Raw genomic sequence first — 19,057 nt, forward strand, 5'->3', positions numbered from 1 at the left:
AAATCGTGTTAGCGAATCAAGTGCCACTGCGTTTGCCGGCCGGCACTATATGTAACCTTCTTGCCGTCAACCTTATTGCCGGCAAAGAACGCCGTTTGTTCTAACATAATTTGTACGGTTTGATCATCCCATTCGGGCACTGACTGCTTGATGTTACCTTCTATCGCATACGCAGTATTGGCGTGTAATGGCCAGTCACCGCGCACCGGCGTCGGGCCCTGGTTGTCCCACATGCCGATGGTTGGACCGGGCGCATGGCCGTAAAAACCGATGGGATGAGTATAGGTGCTGCTGTTAATACCGGTGGTTTGACTGGCTTCTATGGTGGCTGCTAATACTTCGTTGCCGGTTCGGCCTACAGTAAATTCAGTGGTTAACAGATCTTGCCATTGGTTGCCGGTTGCCAGGGCGCTTTTAAGGCCGGTGGGGGCATCAGTCTCATCGCGCTTTAGCACGTAAGCCATTTCCTGGGTATCGGTGCACATGGTCAGATAGCAAATTCCCACATCGGTGTGCAGCACGTCACCGCGCTCAATCACGCCTTTACCGTTACTGCAAAAGGGCATGTCATCGGTGCATTGGCTACCTTCGCGTTGGAAGGTCACATAAGGCATAAACCATGCGTCTAAACCAAGATCTTCAAAGCGTTGGCGAATAAACCACGCGACGTCGTCGGTGTGGGTGACTCCGGGAGTAATGGTTTTATTACTAAACGCTTCAGCAATGACACCGCGGGCCAGCGCAACGGCTGTACTTAAAATACTGGCTTCTTGCGCTGTGCGGGTTTCAACCCAACGCACCACCAGCTCCTCGGCAGAGGTTAACCGCGATGCATAATCAACAGGTAAGACATCCAGCAAACGTTGGTGCAAGCCCTTAGTTAGTCCGTCAGCTACCGGCCAGTCGCGGGATACGTTGATGCCGATACGTTGTGGATTCTTCTCAACAATCAGTTTTGCCAACGCCCGCCATTGCTCGTCTAAATCGCCGCCGGACCAAACCGACTCGTACGGCGACCCGAATGGGTAGGTGTTAACCGACAGTTTTTCTACGGTACCATCCGCCAGCCGATTAAAAATCAGCATGGTAGTGCGACGTGCAGCAAAGGTTGGCTGCGGTACCAGCGAGAAATAAACCGGATCTTCCGCATATTCGCGATTGATGACCAGCCACATATCAAGCTCAGTTTCTTCCATTAATTTAGGCAGCAACGTAGCTAAACGCTTCTCCGTCATGTCATTAACAGGCGCAACTCGCTCTCGATGGGATACTACAGAGTACTGCCCGGCAGATTCTATGACTCGGCCCTGAGCCTGAACTGCCTGGGTTGACGTAGGTAGTAGTAACAGCACACCGGCAATTGGCGCCAACATACGGGTAAACATAAGCCATTCCTTTTTTTATTTTTATTGGCTAGTTTTGCACAAGTTGGCGTATCTGAGTAGCGCTGTCGTTAATTGAATCTAGGAACCGGGCGATTTAAACGACTCCAAAAACAGGTTCAACTCCTGTTCCGGCATGGGTTTGGCGATGTAGTAGCCCTGGATGCGGTCACAACCCAGTTGTTTAAGTTGCTCGAGCGTTTCTTTGTCCTCGACGCCTTCTGCGACCGTGTATAAACCCAGATCGTGCGCCAGGTCGATGGTTGATTTAACGATTTTATAACTGCGCTTGTTGCTGCAGATGTTTTTAACAAACAAGCGATCCAGTTTAATTTCCTGCACCGATAAATCATTTAAATAGGCCAATGATGAGTAGCCGGTGCCAAAGTCATCGACGGCCGAGCCGATGCCCATAGAGGCCAGTTTTTGAATAACCTCACGAGCGCGCTCAGACTCTTCAATCAATTCACTTTCGGTTATCTCGAAAACCAAGTGGGATGGATTGATATCACCAATAACTTTACGCACGAAGGGTAGAAAATCTTCATCAACTAAATCGTGCGAGCTGATATTGACGCTAATCATTAGTGGCTTTGACGCGTTAGCGCTTTCACCCTGCTTGAGCCGCTTAACGGCCTGTTGAATAACCCAGCGAGTCAATTGCTTGATACCGCCGGATTCTTCTAACAGCGGAATAAACTGATACGGCGGAATTAAGCCTAATTCGGGGTGCTGCCAACGAATTAACGCCTCTACGTGAGATACGGATTGTTTGGCCAGATCAAGCTGTGGTTGAAAATGCAGCACAAACTGTCGGCAGCCAAACTTTTGAAAATCGTTAAGCAGGCGCAGGTTGTTGGCGTCAGGCTCAATCGAATCACGGTAATGCGATACTTTCAGTTTTTTACGCTGCGCATAGGTTAATGCAGTTATCGCTCGACGTACCAGCTCAGCCGCTTTTATTGAGTCAATTGAACAAAGAGTGTCTGCGTAACCAAACACCAAATGAGGTTCGATTTCGGCTGCATCAGTAAACAGCGGTTCGACAATGTTATCAATAACCTGCTCAACTTGTTCGGAATCATTGACGGCAATCGCAAACAGGCCTGAACCAAAATGCGCACTGATTGCATTAGGCAGCGTGTTTAAACGCTCCCCAAGCCGGGCAACCGTGGTAAATGCCGTATCATAACCAAATACCGTAATCATCGATTCCAGGTTACTGATTTGCGTGATAATTAAGGTGACTTCAGCGTTGTCTTGCTGAGCCTGAAGTTGCTGGTCAATCTCATTAAAAAAAGCGGTGCGAGTGAGCAGTCCGGTTATGTTGTCATGCGCTGCGTTAAATTCGATTTGCTGTTGGAGCTGGCGGTTATGATCAAGTTCCGCTCGTAATGCCCGGGTTTTTTGTGCGACTTTTTTACGTAATGTAAATGACCAACACAGTGTTAGTGTGGCTAATAAGGCCAGTGGTACAAAAAACCAAAGGGCATGGTGGTAAATGATATCGAGCAGGCCATGCGGTTTCGATTCAATCTGATGTGCCCACTGTTTATAAACTCGCTCATAATCGCCATTAACAATAACAGTGGCGAGTTGCTGATTTAGCTGAGACAGTAACTTGGTATTACCTTTTTTTACCCCGAATGCATAGGGCTGAGGCCAAAAAGGGCCGCTGGATAATTGCACTGGTAGATCATACATCGCAATCAGTTCATCAGAAGTTGTTGATACCTCGATGCAGGCGTCAGCGTTCTTTAACGCCACCTGTTTTAAACAGTCGAGTTCATCCGCTGTGTTAAGCAATTCATAATCGCCCGCCATTGTTTGCAGTTGTGTTTGAGCATAGGCACCGCTGGCAACGGCAATGATTTTATTGGTTAGCTGGTCAATCTGGGTATATTGCACGCCATCTTCGTGCGAGAAAATACCATGAGCGACGTAGTGAAAGGGCTGAGTAAAATCAAAATCCTTTGCCCGGCGGTTAGACGGGATCAGTGCTATTGCGTCAGCGTCACCATTTTTGACTGCGCTAAGCGCATTTTGCCACAACATCAGATCAAATGAGGCCGAAGAACCGTCGGTGGCCGCCATAGCGATGCGTAGGTCAGTGATAAAGCCTTGCGGTAAGTCGTCACTGTCTAGCCATTCAAGTGGGGGATAATATTTTGAACCAGCGTAGCGGATGGTTTTGTAGTGTGGGGCAGGTTTGATAACCTGTGTCTGCGACGCCTCACTATTATCTGTATTCGCTGAGCTCGGTACCACAAATGCCGTTACTGCAACGATAAGACCGACTGCAAAAAGTGATCTCATCTTATTGATTCCGCGTAAAATTATTGACTAAGATCAAGAGAATTGCACTGATGATTATATGAGTCAAGCGGTATCTCATTGAGTGTTCTATAAACAGGCTTTTAATGTCACTATAACCATAGTTTATTTCTATATTTCATTTTATGGCAATTGATATTAAGACAGCTTTTGGTATGGCGGTAAAAGTTAAGCGTGTCGAGCAGCGTTTGTCGCAGGAACAGCTCGCAAACGGTGCTGACATGGCGCGTTCGTTTATTTCCCGGGTAGAGCGGGGTACGGCTAATCCATCCGTCTCGTCAGTGAGGAAAATTGCTGATACGCTGGAGTGTCTGCCGTCGGAACTGTGGTTACGGGCAGAGCAGTATTTGTCTAAAAAGCCGTAAGATAGGCGTGCAACCATAATGACCTCAAATGAATTATGCCCATGCGGCAGTTCAAAGGGCTATTCAACATGCTGCCAACCCTTGCACCAAAACATTCAGCTAGCGCAAACCCCAGAACAACTGATGCGATCCCGATATAGCGCTTTCGTGCTGAAGTTGAATCAGTATTTGCTTAAAACGTGGCACCCACAAACTCGACCAAAAACATTAAACCTTGATGACCAACCGCACTGGGTAAAACTGCAGATACTCAGCAGCGAAAAAACAGCCAATAGTGGTAAGGTTCATTTCCGCGCATTTTATAATGAACAGGGCGAGATCGGGTTTATGGAAGAACTATCTGATTTCATCTGCGAAAACGGTCAGTGGTTTTATGTTAGTGGCAAAGTGAAATAAGAACAATTCCTACTTGCAAATATAAATGAGAACGAATAGCATTTACGCAATTTCAGATTGTCTTTACGGAGTTGTGTCATGTCATCTTTTGGTTCGTTTTCATTGTCACGTTTGTCGCTTGCCCTTGCTGTTAGTTTGTTGTCGTTGACGGTCGTTGCACAAGAGTCGGAACAGTCCACAACAGAAACCGCTGATGATAGCGTTGCGATTGAGCGTATCAAAGTCGATGGTTCGCAAGTGCAACTGAATGATGTGTATCCTGGTGGTCAGGTTGCGCGCGGCGGTCGTGCCGGCATTCTTGGCAACCTTGATATGATGAACTCACCTTTTAGCGCATTAAACTTTACCGAAGAGCTAATCCGTGACCAACAGGCGGTTAGCGTGGGCGACGTGATGAAAAATGACCCGGTAGTTAGAGTCGCTAAAGGCTTCGGCAACTTCCAGGAAGTTTATATTTTGCGTGGCTTTCCGGTCTATTCGGATGATATGACCTACAACGGATTGTACGGCATTTTACCGCGCCAGTACGTTGCGGCTGAGCTACTGCAACGCGTAGAAGTTTTTCGTGGTGCTAACACCTTCCTAAACGGCGCAGCCCCCGGTGGGAGTGGCTTAGGTGGTTCGGTTAATGTGGTTCCGAAGCGAGCGGGCGAACAGCCTCTTACTCGCTTAACCACCGGTATTGAAGGCAATGGCCATGTTTACGGTGCGGTTGATATTGGACGCCGCTTTGGTGATAAAAACGAAAGCACGGGCGTGCGGGTTAATGTTGTTGAACGCGATGGTGAAACAGCGATTGAGGACCAGGGTCGGGATTTATCGGTGGTGTCTCTGGGTGTTGATTATGATAGCGAAAAATTGCGCTTATCGGCGGACCTGGGCTATCAGGATCACCACATTGATGCACCGCGTCCAAGCGTGACGCCGACTGCAGAAATACCTGAACCACCTGAAGCTGACGTTAACTTTGCGCAAAGCTGGACATTTTCTAATGAACGCCAGCTGTTTGGCGCGGTGCGAGCGGAATATGACCTGACACCTGCGATGACGTCGTGGGCTGCAGCCGGTTTTCGTAACGGCAAAGAGGACAATGTGCTCGCTAACCCGACAGCCACTGCTGACGGAGACTTTAGCGCGTATCGTTTTGATAACGTGCGAGAAGACAATGTCCGCTCATACGAGCTGGGTTTGCGCAGTGAATTTGTGACCGGGGCTATTAACCATCAACTGGTATTGTCCGGCTCCTGGTTTTCGTCCGATTCTGAAAACGCTTATGCGTTCTCTTCCTTCGCAGGATTTGCAGGTAATTTCTATCAACCACAAACGGCACCACAGCCGGCCGCTGACTTTTTTGTTGGTGGTGACCTGGCGGCACCGTTAGTTACCGAGAGTACGGATAATCAAAGCTTTGCGATTGCTGATATTTTATCGTTTAACCAGGATAAGGTGCTGGTGACGTTAGGTGCAAGGCAGCAGACGATTGATACACAGAGCTATGACTACAACACCGGTGCGCCATTGTCTGGCTACGATGATTCGCGTTTAACACCAATGGCCGGTATCGTGGTAAAACCGACTGAACAATGGTCGTTATACGCAAATTATATCGAGGGTTTGCAGCCGGGCGCTATTGCACCGGCAAATAGCGGCGGAACTGCTATTGAGAATGCCGGCGAGGTGTTTGAGCCGTTTCGCAGCAAACAATACGAAGCGGGCGTTAAATATGATAGTGGCCGATTTGGCGGCACGTTGAGTGCCTACTCGACCAAAAAGCCCAGCTCATTGATTGTCGATAATCGTTTTACGGTAAGCGGCGAACAAACCAACCAGGGTATTGAATTGTCCGCCTTCGGGATGTTGACTGACCACGTACGATTATTGGGTGGGGCGGTATTCACAGATGCGGAACAATCGCGCACGCAAAATGGTATTTACGACGGCAATGACGCCATTGGTGTGCCGGATCTTCAGGTCAATGTAAATGCCGAGTGGGATGTCCAAGCCCTACCGGGACTTACCTTAGATGCGCGTGCAATATACACCGGTGAGCAATATGCCGACGCGGCTAATCAGTACACTGTTGACTCATCGCAGCGCTGGGACGTAGGCGGACGCTATAGCTTTCTGGTCGGTGTAACCGAAATTGATGTACTGTTGCGGGTAGAAAACCTATTTGACGAGAATTACTGGGCATCTGTTGGTGGCTTCCCGGGCTCAAATTATCTGGTGTTAAGCGAGCCTCGTAATGTTAAGTTATCGGTCTCAGTCGATTTTTAATTATTACCCTAAAGATTAAGGAATGTCAGTGTTTTCACTGCTTGCCATTACCCTTGCAGCAGCGTCAGTGACGCTGCTTTATTATTGCTGGCGCCAATCACGTTCACACCCCTTATTAACGTTATTGGGGTGGATACTTTTAGCAGCCAGTGTGCCGCTATGGGCAATTTCACACGGTATTATTTTTGCCGTATGCTTTGCGCTGTTAGCGCTGTCGCCGTTAGCTTGGCTGTTGGTAGTGTTAAATCGCCAGAATAAGCCACTGAAAGCAGCTCCCGGCAGACCCCGCTTACCGTTAAACTTTGGTGCGGCGGCCAAAGCATTACCTAAACACCTGGTGTTGGCATTGGCAACGATACCGTTGGCTGGCCTGACTGCGATGCAGTCAACGACGCTTGTGACGGGCTTGTTGCCGTGGGCTCGCGTTGACTTTATGGCGCTTGGAATTTATATCATGCCGGTTGTCTGGGCTGGCTTTAGCTTTTGGGTGCTGGCAGATAGTCGCTGGTGGCGGCCGATACTGGTAATGGTAGCAATTGTTGCGTTGTGTAGCTGGGGTATTTACCGATGAACTTTTCGATAACGCGAGCATTTAGTCAACGTTCACTTAAAAGCCACTCCTGGCTTGGACTGTTAAGTGCGGTGTTACTTTACTGGATTTGTTTATCGGGCACACTTGCGGTGTTCAGCCAGGAGCTTACTCGATGGGAACAGCCTACCATTGAGGAAACCCTGGATTATGATGCCGCTGCATTGCAGCGTGCTTACGAACAGGTGTTAGCTGAGCAGGATCAATTTCAGGGTCTGACCACGATGCGCTTACCGACCGTGGATATTCCGCGGTTATATATTAATGCCAATGGACAGTCCTGGTATATCAATGAAGACGGGACCTTAGGTCCACCAAAGCAGCATCCGTTTACCAACATGATTGCTGAGTTACATGCGGAGCTGCACTTACCTCACAGCTTCGGAATGATTGTGGTTAGTGTATTCGGAGCACTACTGACCGGCTTGATCCTGACCGGCGTGTTTGCGCATCGCCGTATGTTTAAAGACGCGTTTCGCTGGCGCCGGGGCGGTAACGGCCAGCAGGGTGAAGCGGATTTGCATAATCGACTGAGCGTTTGGGGGCTGCCGTTTCATTTGATGATAGCCTTGACCGGAGCCTACTTTGGCTTGGCCTTATTGATGACGAATTTTTATGCTGAGACACAGTACAAAGGCGATGAAATGGCCTTATTTGCGGATGTGTTCGGTGCTACGCCAGAGGTCGAAAGCTATAACGGGGAGATGGATTTACCGCGTGCGTTGACAGAACTTAAACGCGTAGCGCCGGAAGCCCAGCCGCTATTTATTACCTTTGAACGTCCGGGTGAGGCTGATCAATATTTGCTGATGGGGGCTCAACACCAGGATAAGTTAATCTACTCCGAACAATATCGGTTTGACGCCATGGGTAACTATATTGATGCGGTCGGTTATGCTGATGGCAAAGCGGGTCAGGAGGCTATCTTCTCGGTCTATCGCCTGCACTTCGGTCATTTTGCCGGTGAATGGATGAAGATTGTTTATGGTGTATTGGGCCTGGCACTGACTGTTATCTGTGTGTCGGGCGTTAATATATGGCTGAAAAAACGTCAGCATGAAGATGCGTTAAATGATTACTGGGCCGCGATAGTTTGGGGAACACCCCTCGCTATGACGTTGACAGCGTTGTTAAGTATCGTTGGCGGAGTATCTGCAACGCTGACATTTTGGGTGGTGCTGTTGCTTAGTGTTGTCTACAGCGCCTGGCGCAAACAGCCACAGCAGGTAACGCAACAGTTTTTAGTAGCGACGTTCACTATGCTGTTGGCATTGGTCACCGCTCATGTTGTCACGTTTGGGGTTACCCTCGCGCAGCCTGCCGCAATCTGGATAAACGGCGGCTTACTCGTAAGTGCAGTGTTACTATTGCTAAGGCTAAAACGCGTAAAGTTATGAGTTCTTCAAAAAATCGAACGTTGCCCGCTAACGATAACGGTGGTAAAACAACATTTAACGATTATTCAAGAACTCACGCCGATGGAACCTTTATTTCAGCAGACGGAACAGCTTCAGCATTTTTTTGAACAGCTTTATGAAAAGTCACTTAATCCATTTTGGATCGCAGAAGTTGTAGATAACGACTTCATCATTATTATTGCTAATCCGGCCGCACAACGGGTCGAGCCAAGACAGGTTGCCGGCGCCTCTATTCGGCAATTAGCCGAGAGTATAGGTAATGCTGATGAACTACTGGCGGGGTACTATCAAGCGGTAAAAACTGGCGAATCCCTGCAGTTTGAGCAACGCCCTTGGGTAAACGGTAAAGAATACTTATTTCGAACACTCATCGTGCCAATAAAGAATGCCGCGGGAGAAATTACCCATATCTGGGGAAGTGCACATAATTTGACGGATTTTCTTGATCCGCAGAAAGAGTTGCTTGCAATGAACAAGTTGTTGGATGAAAAGGTAAAGGAGCGCACGCAGCAGCTCAACGCAGCAGTCGAAAAACTCGAACGGCTGTCGATTACCGACGACCTGACCGAATTGGCGAACCGGCGCCATTTTGATCAGCAGTTTAACCAAGCCGTAGCGCAGGCAAATACGACTCAGGAACCGCTATCACTGGTTTACTTGGATATCGACCATTTTAAACAGTTTAACGATCAATTTGGTCATAGTTTGGGCGATAAATGTTTGCAGCTTGTAGCTGGCCAACTAGCGGATTTTTTTGAGGCGCAAGACGCGTTGGTAGCCCGCTATGGTGGTGAAGAGTTTGTGGTATTGCTGCCTAAAATGGAGGAGGTAGATGCCCAGCAACAGGTAAAGCGGCTGTTAGAAAATATATCTGCGGCACATTTTCACATCGATAACTATGACCATCGAATTACAATCAGCGCAGGCGTTGCTACCGCAACAACCCTCCCGGCAAACGCAGATGCCTTATTAAAAGCTGCTGACGATGCGTTGTACGAAGCCAAACGCGCGGGTCGTAATACTTACATGACTCGTGCAGTATAATGAACATAAAACACGAAGCCAACGAGTGCGGGATTGGGTAAGGAGTATCAATCACCAGCCCAACCCCGCACTCGTTAGCGGTAAGCCTGCTACTTGCGCTTTAAGAAAAACGCAATGACGGCGCTGGTAATCACTCCCATACCAAAGGCGAATACTGCCGATTGAAACATGTAAGCGACTAACGAGAAGTACTCGTTGGCGCGTGTTTCACTCATCATGCCAGAAGTAATGGCGTACTCACGCATGTTGGGGAAAAACTCCGGCGAAATAACCGAATGGATGAGAAATTGTGTTGGTGGTGACAGTACCGCAATAACCACCGATATTTTTACCCCGGCCAGGAATAATTTTAACCAGGTTACCGGACCTTCAGGCTGCGCCCGGCGAATATCGCGCAGTGCAAAAATAAAGATAACAATAGCAACAATAGCGAAGACATTACTAAATACCGCATGATATTGAATGTGTTCGCCGTGTAATCCGGTTGCTTTTTCGATGACCATCCAAACGATGATGGCGACGATAAAAACTAAACCCCACTTGATTTCTTTCATTGTGCTTACCTATAAATTATTGTTATTTTTATGTGTATGATAGCATCAGCTTAAAACTTTTGTTAAGTTAAGCGAAAAATAACGATTGCTCTAAATGGAACGACGTCACCAACATCGACGATTACAACGGCATGAGCGACTGACCACCGCATTACTGGTAAAAATCAGCTTGTGGGCAATCTCAATTGTCATTATCGCCTCAGCGGTTACTTTTACCGCAACCTACCAAAACGCCCGGCAACGCGTCATCGACCTGATGCAACAGGATCTAGCACCGACGTTAGAGCGCAACCAGGTGCTCTTTGAACGTATCGAAAGGCATGCTGAAGTGCTCAGTGAGGAATTTCTGGAGCGCTACCAGCTGATGCAAAACCAACCTGAACGAATGGTGCAGTTTGATCGTTGGTATCAGGAAACATCACCAGGCGTACTCAGACTTAAACCTGAATTTGATCAGGGTACCTTGCAAAGCGGTGAGTACTTTCAACACTTGAGCGCATTTTTAGGTCCGCGCACGCAGCCGATAACAGATGAATTGAAAACTCGCGTGATTGCAGCGCAGCATACGCTCGATGCAGTAGGGCCTGCATGGCAAAACGTGGTCGGTAATACGCATTTTTCGATGCCTGAAAATATTATTGTCATGTACTCAAAAGAGTCGCCCTGGGGGTTATTAGCCGACAAGGACTTGGTTATTACGGATTTTTCGGTAGTGGAGTCGACCTTACAGAGTAAAAACCCTGAACGACGGCCTAACTGGACCGGCTTATATTATGATATTTCAGCCGATGTCTGGACTATTACCTACCAGCGCCCGGTGGATCGTAATGGTCAGCATTTAGTCAACGCCAGCTTCGATGTGGCATTAGGTCGCTTGCTGGAAGATTTGACCGCAAAAAAACGTTCAAGCTCTGAACATCTGGTACTTAATGCTAAGGGTGACTTGATAGCGGCGTCCAACTTGTCGCAGCAAGCCATGCAAAGTCGCAGCACACTGACAAAAGACACCTATCAGGAACCGATTTATCAAGCGGTCAGCGAGGTTATTAATGCAAATTCATTTACCCAATTGCCGGTTGTTATTGAGCGTGGTGTTGAAGAGCAACTGTTGATCATCGATCAGATCGAAGGGCCCGATTGGTGGCATGTAACACTCTATCCATTAGCAGATATTCGTGCCGAGGCAATGGTATTGCCCGTGCGTTTAATCTTTGCCGGGGTTGGCCTAGTCTTGTTAATCCTGCTGATGACCTATTGGCTGATTCGCCGCGAGATAACCAAACCGTTACAGGAAGTTGCAACGATGGCATCGATGATAGGACGTAGTGATTACCAGCAAGCGCTACAGCATCGCTCCGCTGATATTAACGCACGCGGCGAAGTAAAGCAGGCGCTGGATGGCTTTAAAACGATGGCGTCGCGTTTTATCAAGGCGCAGAACGAGCTTGAACGAAAAGTCGAGATGCGCACAGCAGAATTGGCCGAAGCCAACAAAAAATTAGATGCCCTGGCGCACTTAGATGGCCTGACCGGACTGTTTAATCGCCGCGCGTTTGACCAGGATCTGGCGGCAGCTATCAGAATCGGGGAACCGGCCTACTTAATGATGGCAGATATCGACGAATTTAAGCCATATAATGATAACTATGGTCACGAAGCGGGCGATCAGGCATTAAAGAAAATTGCCGGTTGCCTGAGTAAGAACGTTGATTTTAGAGTTTACCGATACGGTGGTGAAGAGCTTGCTGCGATTATCCCCACGAGTGATATCAATGAGGTTCGTGAACTATTGGAGGCTTGGCGCACATGTGTCGTCAACCAAGCTATTGAACACGAGTTTAAAGCGACTGAACCCCATGTGCTTACAGTCAGTATGGGCGCCGCGCCACTGACGACAGATTGCTCTGCCGAAGATGTTATCCGACAGGCCGATCGCCAGTTATACCGTGCTAAGCGTGCCGGCAAAAATTGCTTTTTTATTGACTAGCAATTGCCAGTTCGGGAACAAAATAGGCGCGCTGTTGGTAGAGAATTGACGGTAGCATGGCATACGCGGTGATTTTTTTTATTTGTGTTGTGTCTGGACGTTGCTTTATCGGCGTTAACCTATGTGACGATCGGCTATATTCGAATTGTTGTATCGAACGATCAACTTGTAAGACGGTCAACTGCTCACCGCTTTTAGTCCGTTCGAGCCAACCATAATTATCACCAAACTGCATCATTGCGCGGTTCGCTGGCTGCATCGTTGGCGCACTCAGGTCTTGCCCTACGGTTGGCACATAAGCAGAGACACCTGCCAATGATAACATCGTCGGTGCAAGATCTATTTGACTACTAACAGCGGAAATTTTTCGGGGCTCGATGTCTGCACCTAAGATTAATCCCGGAATGTGAAACTTGCTAACGGGAACCAGTTCATCGCCGTAAACTCGCGTGTCATGGTCGGCAACGACCAAAAACAAGGTGTTCTCCCAATAGTCACTTTGTTGTGCGCGATTAATAAATTCGCCCAATGCATAGTCGGCATATTTAACCGCATTATTCACCGTGTTCCTGGGTTGTTCAGCAAGTACAATTTGATCATCAGGAAACTCAAAAGGCTCGTGGTTGGAAGAGGTAAAAGCCAGGGTAAACTGAGGTTTATCAGCTGACGTTTGCGATAACCGTTGGTGTAATTTATTCAGTAAGTCCTGGTCACTGACGCCCCAACTACCAACAAATTTAGGGTTAGGGTAGTCATCTTGATCAATGATCGAGTCAAAGCCGTTGCCAACAAAAAAGTTGGCCATATTGTCGAAGTGCGATTGGCCGCCATAGATAAATTCGGTTTGATAGCCTTTGCGCTTAAGTAAATCGGCGAGGGTGAAAAATTGCCGTTGTGAAGCCGATAGTTTAACGGTTGAACGGGCACGGCTTGGCAAAAAGCCGGAAATAACGGCCTCGATACCACGCACCGAACGAATCCCCGTCGCGTAGAGGTTTTCAAACCACCAACCTTGCTGTTTTAAGCGCTCAAGATTAGGTGTGACGGGCAGGCCACCGAGCGACTCAACAAAGGTAGCACCTAGACTTTCCTGCAATATAATGACGATATTCAAGGGGCGCAAGCGCGTGCGTGTGGCCTGTTGATAGTGCACCGTAGGGTAGTCAGGAAATGGAAACTCTAGCTGTTTTAAATGGGGTGTCTGCCTGATTTCCTCGACCACCTGCTTGGGCGTTAGATCGCCATAAACCGTGTTTGCTGCGGCTTCGTGCTTTAAGTTATATAGCGCATATTCAACGGTGTAGGTTGAGTTCAGGATAAGTGAATTTACCATCGCATCTGACGTTACGGCAAAAAAAGCGGGGTTTGCAGGACGGTGGGCCAATGTTGAGCGAATACCCAATACCGAGCTGACAACGAGTATAGGCAATATTAGCATTACATATCGACGACTCACTGCACGCGGTTTAAAGCGATACTCTGTTGTTCGGAAGCAACGATAGCTAATGACAATAAAGATTAGCGTTGACACAATACCGGCAGCAAGCCATCCGGCAAAGCCGTGGATTAGTGTTGAAAAAACTTCTTTAGGATACGCAAGGTACTCAAAAAACAGACGGTTAGGGCGGGTATCATATTGCGCCAAAAATGCCGGCGTGGATACTTCCATAAACCATAAGATGAGTGTATCGAATAATACCCAAAGGGTAAGCAGCCGTCGCCACCAGCGTTGCGCCGCAGGTTTGTGCAAGATCGTAATAAACGGCAATAAAACCAGCAAGGGGATGAGGGTAAAGTAGCCGACTTGTATGATATCGGCACGAAGGCCCAATAGAAAAAACTCTGACCAGCTGACAGCATTTTCGACACGATTGACATAAAGGCTCGCGAGAATTAGGCGTGACACGCTTAACAGCACCAACGCGATTACGGTGAAATAACCTAGTGGTTTAAATAGTGCCAGCGAGCGGCTTAAGTTTTTTATTGCGCGCATATAAACAAGTCTTTCTCTTTATTAAAGAAAGACGACGCTAACAAGCAAGTCTTAAGATAATCTTAAGACTGTTTTAATAATATCTATACGCCCTGCAGGTAATGCAATTAAAGGATAGAGCATGAAATCAGGTTACACCGGTGTGACGCGCATTTGGAAAGCAACATTTAACTCGCTAAGAGGGATTAAAACCGCCTGGCGCTATGAAGCTGCATTTCGGCAAGAAGCACTGCTTTGTGCGTTATTGGTTCCGGTTGCACTCCTCGTCGATGCATCAACCGCTGAGCGGTTATTACTGCTCATGACGTTATTTATTTTGGTAATTACCGAGTTATTAAACTCTGCAGTAGAAGCCGTTGTTGACAGAGTTGGCGCTGAATTCCATGAACTCAGCGGGCGTGCCAAAGATATCGCCTCAGCAGCGGTATTTTTTGCTTTGTTACTGTTGATGATAACCTGGATAAGTATTTTGTTTTTCTGATTAAATAAATTGGAACTTTTAACCAACCACACAAACCACAATTCTTAAACCCAATTTAAGTTTTCCTTAAGTCTCGATTAATAAAGTGATGCCATTGACGCTGTTGCAGTCGCCCGACTGACTTAAGGAGTATCGCTATGCATCACTGCTGGATCTTGCCGGACCATCCGTTACGTGAGCAGGTAGAAACGTTTATTTGTAACCGTTATTGGTTGAACTTTAATGCCTGCCTGCGAACACTGCCGCGTTTATTGATTGCCGTGTTTGATGATGAGGTGCTGGTAGCAGCATGCGGGGTGCAACTAGCCGACGAGCAACGTTTATTTTCGCAAACGTATTTGAATCAGCCACTGCACGCGTACCAAGTGAGTAGCCGACCATTACCTGCAGCAGAACAACTAGCCGAAGTCGGCTCCATGGCGGCACTGGCAGCAAGTTACTTACCGCATTTATTTGGCGCAGTGGTGAAGCTATTAGGCAATATCCAGCGCAGCGCGGTTATTTTTACTGCAACCCGTGCTTTGCAGAAATATTTCCGCCGCATTGGTGTTGCGTTGACTGCATTGGAGACAGCACAAATAAGTGCGTTGCCCGAATCAGTACGAGAGCTCTGGGGAAGTTATTACCAACACCAACCGGTTGTGCTGGCCGGTTGGTTAACGCAAGGCAGTGTGTTTGAGCAACTGGCGACAACACCAGTGGCTGCTGCAACCAAACTGCCTGAGGCCAGAGTATGAACGCGCTATTTGAACGCTTGCACTATCAAGCGCAGGCCAACCCTAACGCCATTGCAATTCGCTCAGAGGCTAAACAACTGAGTTATGCCGAATTGGTAAGGTTAGTTCAACTGCGGGCGCAGCAACTACATCAACGGTCGCAGCAGATATTCCTGCTGGCCGTATCTGAGCCAATGACTTGGGTGATAGAAGACTTAGCGTTAATGCTGGCCAATAAAGTCTGTATTCCGGTACCGCCATTTTTTAGCCAACGACAACAACAGTATTTACAGCAACAAGCCAATTCCGCTAAGCCGCTGCCACCTGCTACCAGCAAGGTTACCTTTACTTCCGGAAGTACTGGAGATCCCAAGGGCGTGTGCCTTTCGGTCGAGAACCAATTAACCACGGTGGCGGCGCTAGCCGAACGAGTTGCTGGTGCTGATGTTAAACGGCATCTGGTTATTATGCCGCTCGCAGTTTTACTGGAAAACGTTGCGGGCGTTTACCTGGCGTTATGGCTAGGTGCCGAAGTGGTGCTGCTAAGTAACGAGACACTCGGTTTAAAAGGATCGTCATCGCTACAGTTAGAGTCCTTTTTCGCGGCGCTTAAGCAATATCAGCCCGATAGTTTAATCCTGACGCCCGCCTTGCTGGATGCCGTGGTTACCGGTTTGGAACGCGGCTTCATCAATGCCAAATCGTTTAAGTTATTGGCCGTAGGCGGTGCGCGTTTAAGCCGCACGTTGGAGCACAGAGCATTAGCGTTAAAACTTCCCATCGTACAGGGCTATGGCCTATCAGAGTTCGGTTCGGTGGTATCACTTAATACTCCCGAGTCAATTGCTCCGGGAACTGTCGGTAAACCGCTAAGTCATGCTCAGGTAACGCTGAATAACGGTGAATTGGTCGTGCAAGGCAATGCCATGTTGGGTTACTGGAATGATCAAAGCAGTTGGTTTCCGACCCAAATTTATACCGGTGATCTGGGCGAATTTGATGACCAGGGCCGACTAACAATATTAGGCCGGCGCAAACATATTATTGTGACCGACTATGGCCGCAATATTGATCCTGAATGGATTGAGTCTGAGTTGTGCAGCCAGCCGGGTATTTATCAGAGCGCTGTTATAGGCGATGAACAAATGCCTTTGACCGCCTTACTGGTATTAATGCCTTCCACTACCAAAGCACAGGTCGATGCTGCGGTTGATCGGGTTAATCGACTGTTGCCGGATTATGCCCGTGTTAAGCGCCACATAGAACTGACTGAACCTTTTACTGTAACCAATGGCTTGTTAACGGGAACCGGGCGCCTGCGGCGTCAGGCTCTCCAGACATTAGCGCAACAGCTTTTTGGTGCTCAACATAAATCATCGATTAACGAGGTACGTGATGAAATTTTTTAACACCTTATGTGACCAAACGCAGAATGAACAACGCTATTTACTGAACGCACCGGCAATTCAGCAGGCCTTGCAAGGTGACATTACATTGGATCGCTATCGTGCCTTTTTAACGCAGGCCTATCATCATGTTAAGCACACCACGCCGCTACTGATGCGTTGTGGTAGCAGACTCTCGTTCAATGATGAGTGGTTACGTAAAGCGGTTATTGAGTATATCAATGAGGAGTACGGTCACGAGCGTTGGATCCTCAATGATATTAAAGCGGCTGGTGGTGATGTGCAGCTTGCCCAAAGCAGCGTACCGCACACTGCAACACGGGCAATGGTGTCATTGGTTTATCAGGCTATCGATGATGATCATCCGGCGGCGTTTTTTGGTATGGCGCATGTGCTGGAAGGAACCAGCGTCAAGCTGGCGACACAAGCGGCGGGTAAAATTAAAGCAGCGCTGGGATTACCTCATTCGGCTTTTAGCTATCTGTTATCGCATGGCGACCTTGACCTCGAGCACGTTCAGTTCTTTGAACAGCTGATGAATAAAGTCACCGATGAAAAAGCACAACAGGTCATTATCCAGACCGCAAAGCATGTCTATCGACTTTACGGTGACATGTTCCGGGCGTTACCTGAATTGGCCGGAGAATCAGCATGAAAAGCATTGATTGGTCCCGGCAAACGATCGTGTTAACGGGGGCCTCCGGAGGGCTGGGCGAAGCGTTGGCAGAAGCGTTTGGCAAGAAGGGGGCGCACTTAATTTTGGTGGGGCGGTCTGCGGAAAAGCTAGAGGCATTGGCAGCCCGGCTGCAACAGACTCCCTTTGTTGCTGACATAACCGCACACAGCGAACGGCAGCGGCTATACCAGTTCATACAGCAACAGGCGCGCCCTCTGACCGGGCTTATTAATAATGCTGCAGTAACGCATGAGGGATTATTCCGGGATGCGTCTGCAGAGGATATCGAGCTAGTTATTAGTACCAATTTAACCGCGCCCGTGGCGCTGACCCATCAGCTGTTACCGTTGCTTAGTAATGAGCAGGGCTGGGCATTAAACGTGGGCTCGGTATTCGGTGCTATAGGTTTTCCGGGGCAAGCGTTGTATTGCGCTAGTAAGTTTGGTTTGCGTGGTTTTACGCAAGCCCTGCAACGCGAATTAAAACCATCTGATGTACGCGTCATGTATGCAGCGCCACGAGCTTTAAAAACGTCGCTTAATCACGGCGTACTAAATCGCTTAAATCAGCGTCTTAATACAGCACAAGATCAGCCGCAACAGGTTGCGCAGCAATTAGTTAAACAAATTGAGCGACAACAGTTACTGCAAACTCTCGGTTGGCCGGAGCGTTTATTGGTGCGTTTAAACGGGCTATGGCCGGAACAAGTGAGTCGCAGTTTAGGCAAAACACGAAATATGTTGTATCAACTCATCGAGGAATACCGTCATGAAAAAAATTAACTTTACTGCCCTGGTCGTTGCCGGCTTTTTAAGCTTGCCGGTATCTTCATCCGCGCTGGAGCTTAGTGATAGCAGTCAGCAACGGTTACATGACCTGCAGCAACGCTGGGCAACGGTCAATTATGAGCTAAAAGACGATGCTCAGGAAAAAGCGTTTGAACAATTAGTTGCTGATGCCCAGCAATGGGTAACACAGGAGCCCAGTTCAGCGCCTGCACATATTTGGTTGGGTATTATCAAAAGTACGTATGCCGGGGCCAAAGGTGGCTTAGGCGCATTGAGTCTGGCAAAAGAGTCGCGTAAATCGCTGCAGAAAGCCCTTGATTTAGAACCTACTGCACTGGACGGTTCGGCCTACGCGTCGCTGGGCACGCTGTATTATAAGGTACCGGGGTGGCCGTTTGGGTTTGGCGATGAGGACAAAGCGCAGGAACTGTTAGAACAAGCCTTAACAATAAATCCGGATGGCATTGACCCGAATTACTTTTACGCCGATTATTGGTTTGAACAGGGCGATTATATAAAAGCTGAACACTATGCTAACAAAGCACTCGCTGCGGCACCGAGACCTGATAGACCGCTCGCGGACGAGTTCCGCCGAGAAGAAATTAAACAGCTGTTGGCGCGAATTAACGGCGAAAAATAATAGCAAGGATA

The 19,057-nt window shown here is 48.2% G+C and carries 17 protein-coding genes; 13 read left to right on the forward strand and 4 right to left on the reverse strand.

Annotated features, from left to right (window positions below; genetic code table 11):
• Positions 1-8 precede the first annotated feature (8 nt).
• Positions 9-1,385 carry a M24 family metallopeptidase gene (locus tag KZ771_RS02760; protein WP_290654297.1) on the reverse strand — a complete coding sequence of 459 codons (1,377 nt, stop codon included), beginning with the start codon at positions 1,383-1,385 and terminating at the stop codon, positions 9-11.
• A gap of 78 nt (positions 1,386-1,463) precedes the next feature.
• On the reverse strand, positions 1,464-3,698 hold the full coding sequence (locus KZ771_RS02765; RefSeq protein ID WP_290654298.1) for an EAL domain-containing protein: 2,235 nt from the start codon (positions 3,696-3,698) through the stop codon (positions 1,464-1,466).
• A 143-nt stretch (positions 3,699-3,841) separates the two neighbouring features.
• Between KZ771_RS02765 and KZ771_RS02770 the strand changes: the two genes are divergently transcribed.
• From KZ771_RS02770 to KZ771_RS02795, 6 genes are all read left to right on the forward strand, one after another.
• On the forward strand, positions 3,842-4,081 hold the full coding sequence (locus tag KZ771_RS02770) for a helix-turn-helix transcriptional regulator (RefSeq protein ID WP_290570459.1): 240 nt from the start codon (positions 3,842-3,844) through the stop codon (positions 4,079-4,081).
• An 18-nt stretch (positions 4,082-4,099) separates the two neighbouring features.
• Complete coding sequence (locus tag KZ771_RS02775; RefSeq protein ID WP_290570461.1) at positions 4,100-4,477, forward strand: YchJ family protein; 378 nt, start codon at positions 4,100-4,102, stop codon at positions 4,475-4,477.
• A 78-nt stretch (positions 4,478-4,555) separates the two neighbouring features.
• A complete protein-coding gene (locus KZ771_RS02780; protein ID WP_290654299.1) occupies positions 4,556-6,754 on the forward strand; it encodes a TonB-dependent receptor in 2,199 nt (732 codons plus the stop codon).
• A 22-nt stretch (positions 6,755-6,776) separates the two neighbouring features.
• Complete coding sequence (locus tag KZ771_RS02785) at positions 6,777-7,325, forward strand: hypothetical protein (RefSeq protein WP_290654300.1); 549 nt, start codon at positions 6,777-6,779, stop codon at positions 7,323-7,325.
• On the forward strand, positions 7,322-8,740 hold the full coding sequence (locus KZ771_RS02790) for a PepSY-associated TM helix domain-containing protein (protein ID WP_290570467.1): 1,419 nt from the start codon (positions 7,322-7,324) through the stop codon (positions 8,738-8,740). Before KZ771_RS02785 ends, KZ771_RS02790 begins: the two co-directional genes overlap by 4 nt.
• An 81-nt stretch (positions 8,741-8,821) precedes the next feature.
• Complete coding sequence (locus tag KZ771_RS02795; protein ID WP_290570469.1) at positions 8,822-9,805, forward strand: sensor domain-containing diguanylate cyclase; 984 nt, start codon at positions 8,822-8,824, stop codon at positions 9,803-9,805.
• An 89-nt stretch (positions 9,806-9,894) separates the two neighbouring features.
• On the opposite strand, the gene KZ771_RS02800 is transcribed toward KZ771_RS02795, so the two are convergent.
• A complete protein-coding gene (locus KZ771_RS02800) occupies positions 9,895-10,359 on the reverse strand; it encodes a DUF4199 domain-containing protein (protein WP_290654301.1) in 465 nt (154 codons plus the stop codon).
• A 94-nt stretch (positions 10,360-10,453) separates the two neighbouring features.
• Here KZ771_RS02800 and KZ771_RS02805 point away from each other — a divergent pair, with 94 nt between their 5' ends.
• Positions 10,454-12,346: a diguanylate cyclase gene (locus KZ771_RS02805; RefSeq protein WP_290654302.1), complete on the forward strand. Its 1,893-nt coding sequence runs from the start codon at positions 10,454-10,456 to the stop codon at positions 12,344-12,346.
• On the opposite strand, the gene KZ771_RS02810 is transcribed toward KZ771_RS02805, so the two are convergent.
• Entirely contained in the window at positions 12,336-14,339 is a 2,004-nt protein-coding gene (locus tag KZ771_RS02810) for an LTA synthase family protein (RefSeq protein WP_290570475.1), read from the reverse strand. The genes KZ771_RS02805 and KZ771_RS02810 overlap by 11 nt on opposite strands.
• Positions 14,340-14,460: 121 nt before the next feature.
• On the opposite strand from KZ771_RS02810, the gene KZ771_RS02815 reads away from it, so the two are divergent.
• From KZ771_RS02815 to KZ771_RS02840, 6 genes are all read left to right on the forward strand, one after another.
• Positions 14,461-14,820, forward strand: coding sequence for a diacylglycerol kinase (locus KZ771_RS02815; RefSeq protein WP_290570477.1), 360 nt, complete (start codon positions 14,461-14,463; stop codon positions 14,818-14,820).
• A 137-nt stretch (positions 14,821-14,957) separates the two neighbouring features.
• Entirely contained in the window at positions 14,958-15,557 is a 600-nt protein-coding gene (locus KZ771_RS02820; protein ID WP_290570479.1) for a thermostable hemolysin, read from the forward strand.
• A complete protein-coding gene (locus KZ771_RS02825) occupies positions 15,554-16,945 on the forward strand; it encodes an AMP-binding protein (RefSeq protein WP_290654303.1) in 1,392 nt (463 codons plus the stop codon). The genes KZ771_RS02820 and KZ771_RS02825 overlap by 4 nt, the downstream gene beginning before the upstream one ends.
• Entirely contained in the window at positions 16,929-17,597 is a 669-nt protein-coding gene (locus KZ771_RS02830; RefSeq protein ID WP_290654304.1) for an iron-containing redox enzyme family protein, read from the forward strand. The genes KZ771_RS02825 and KZ771_RS02830 overlap by 17 nt, the downstream gene beginning before the upstream one ends.
• A complete protein-coding gene (locus KZ771_RS02835; protein WP_290654305.1) occupies positions 17,594-18,400 on the forward strand; it encodes an SDR family oxidoreductase in 807 nt (268 codons plus the stop codon). The genes KZ771_RS02830 and KZ771_RS02835 overlap by 4 nt, the downstream gene beginning before the upstream one ends.
• The gene (locus KZ771_RS02840) at positions 18,387-19,046 is read left to right on the forward strand and encodes a tetratricopeptide repeat protein (protein ID WP_290570487.1); all 660 of its coding nucleotides are present in this window, start codon (positions 18,387-18,389) and stop codon (positions 19,044-19,046) included. The genes KZ771_RS02835 and KZ771_RS02840 overlap by 14 nt, the downstream gene beginning before the upstream one ends.
• Positions 19,047-19,057 lie beyond the last annotated feature (11 nt).

The sequence above is a fragment of the Idiomarina sp. genome, from assembly GCF_019431395.1.
Classification (GTDB): Bacteria; Pseudomonadota; Gammaproteobacteria; order Enterobacterales; family Alteromonadaceae; genus Idiomarina.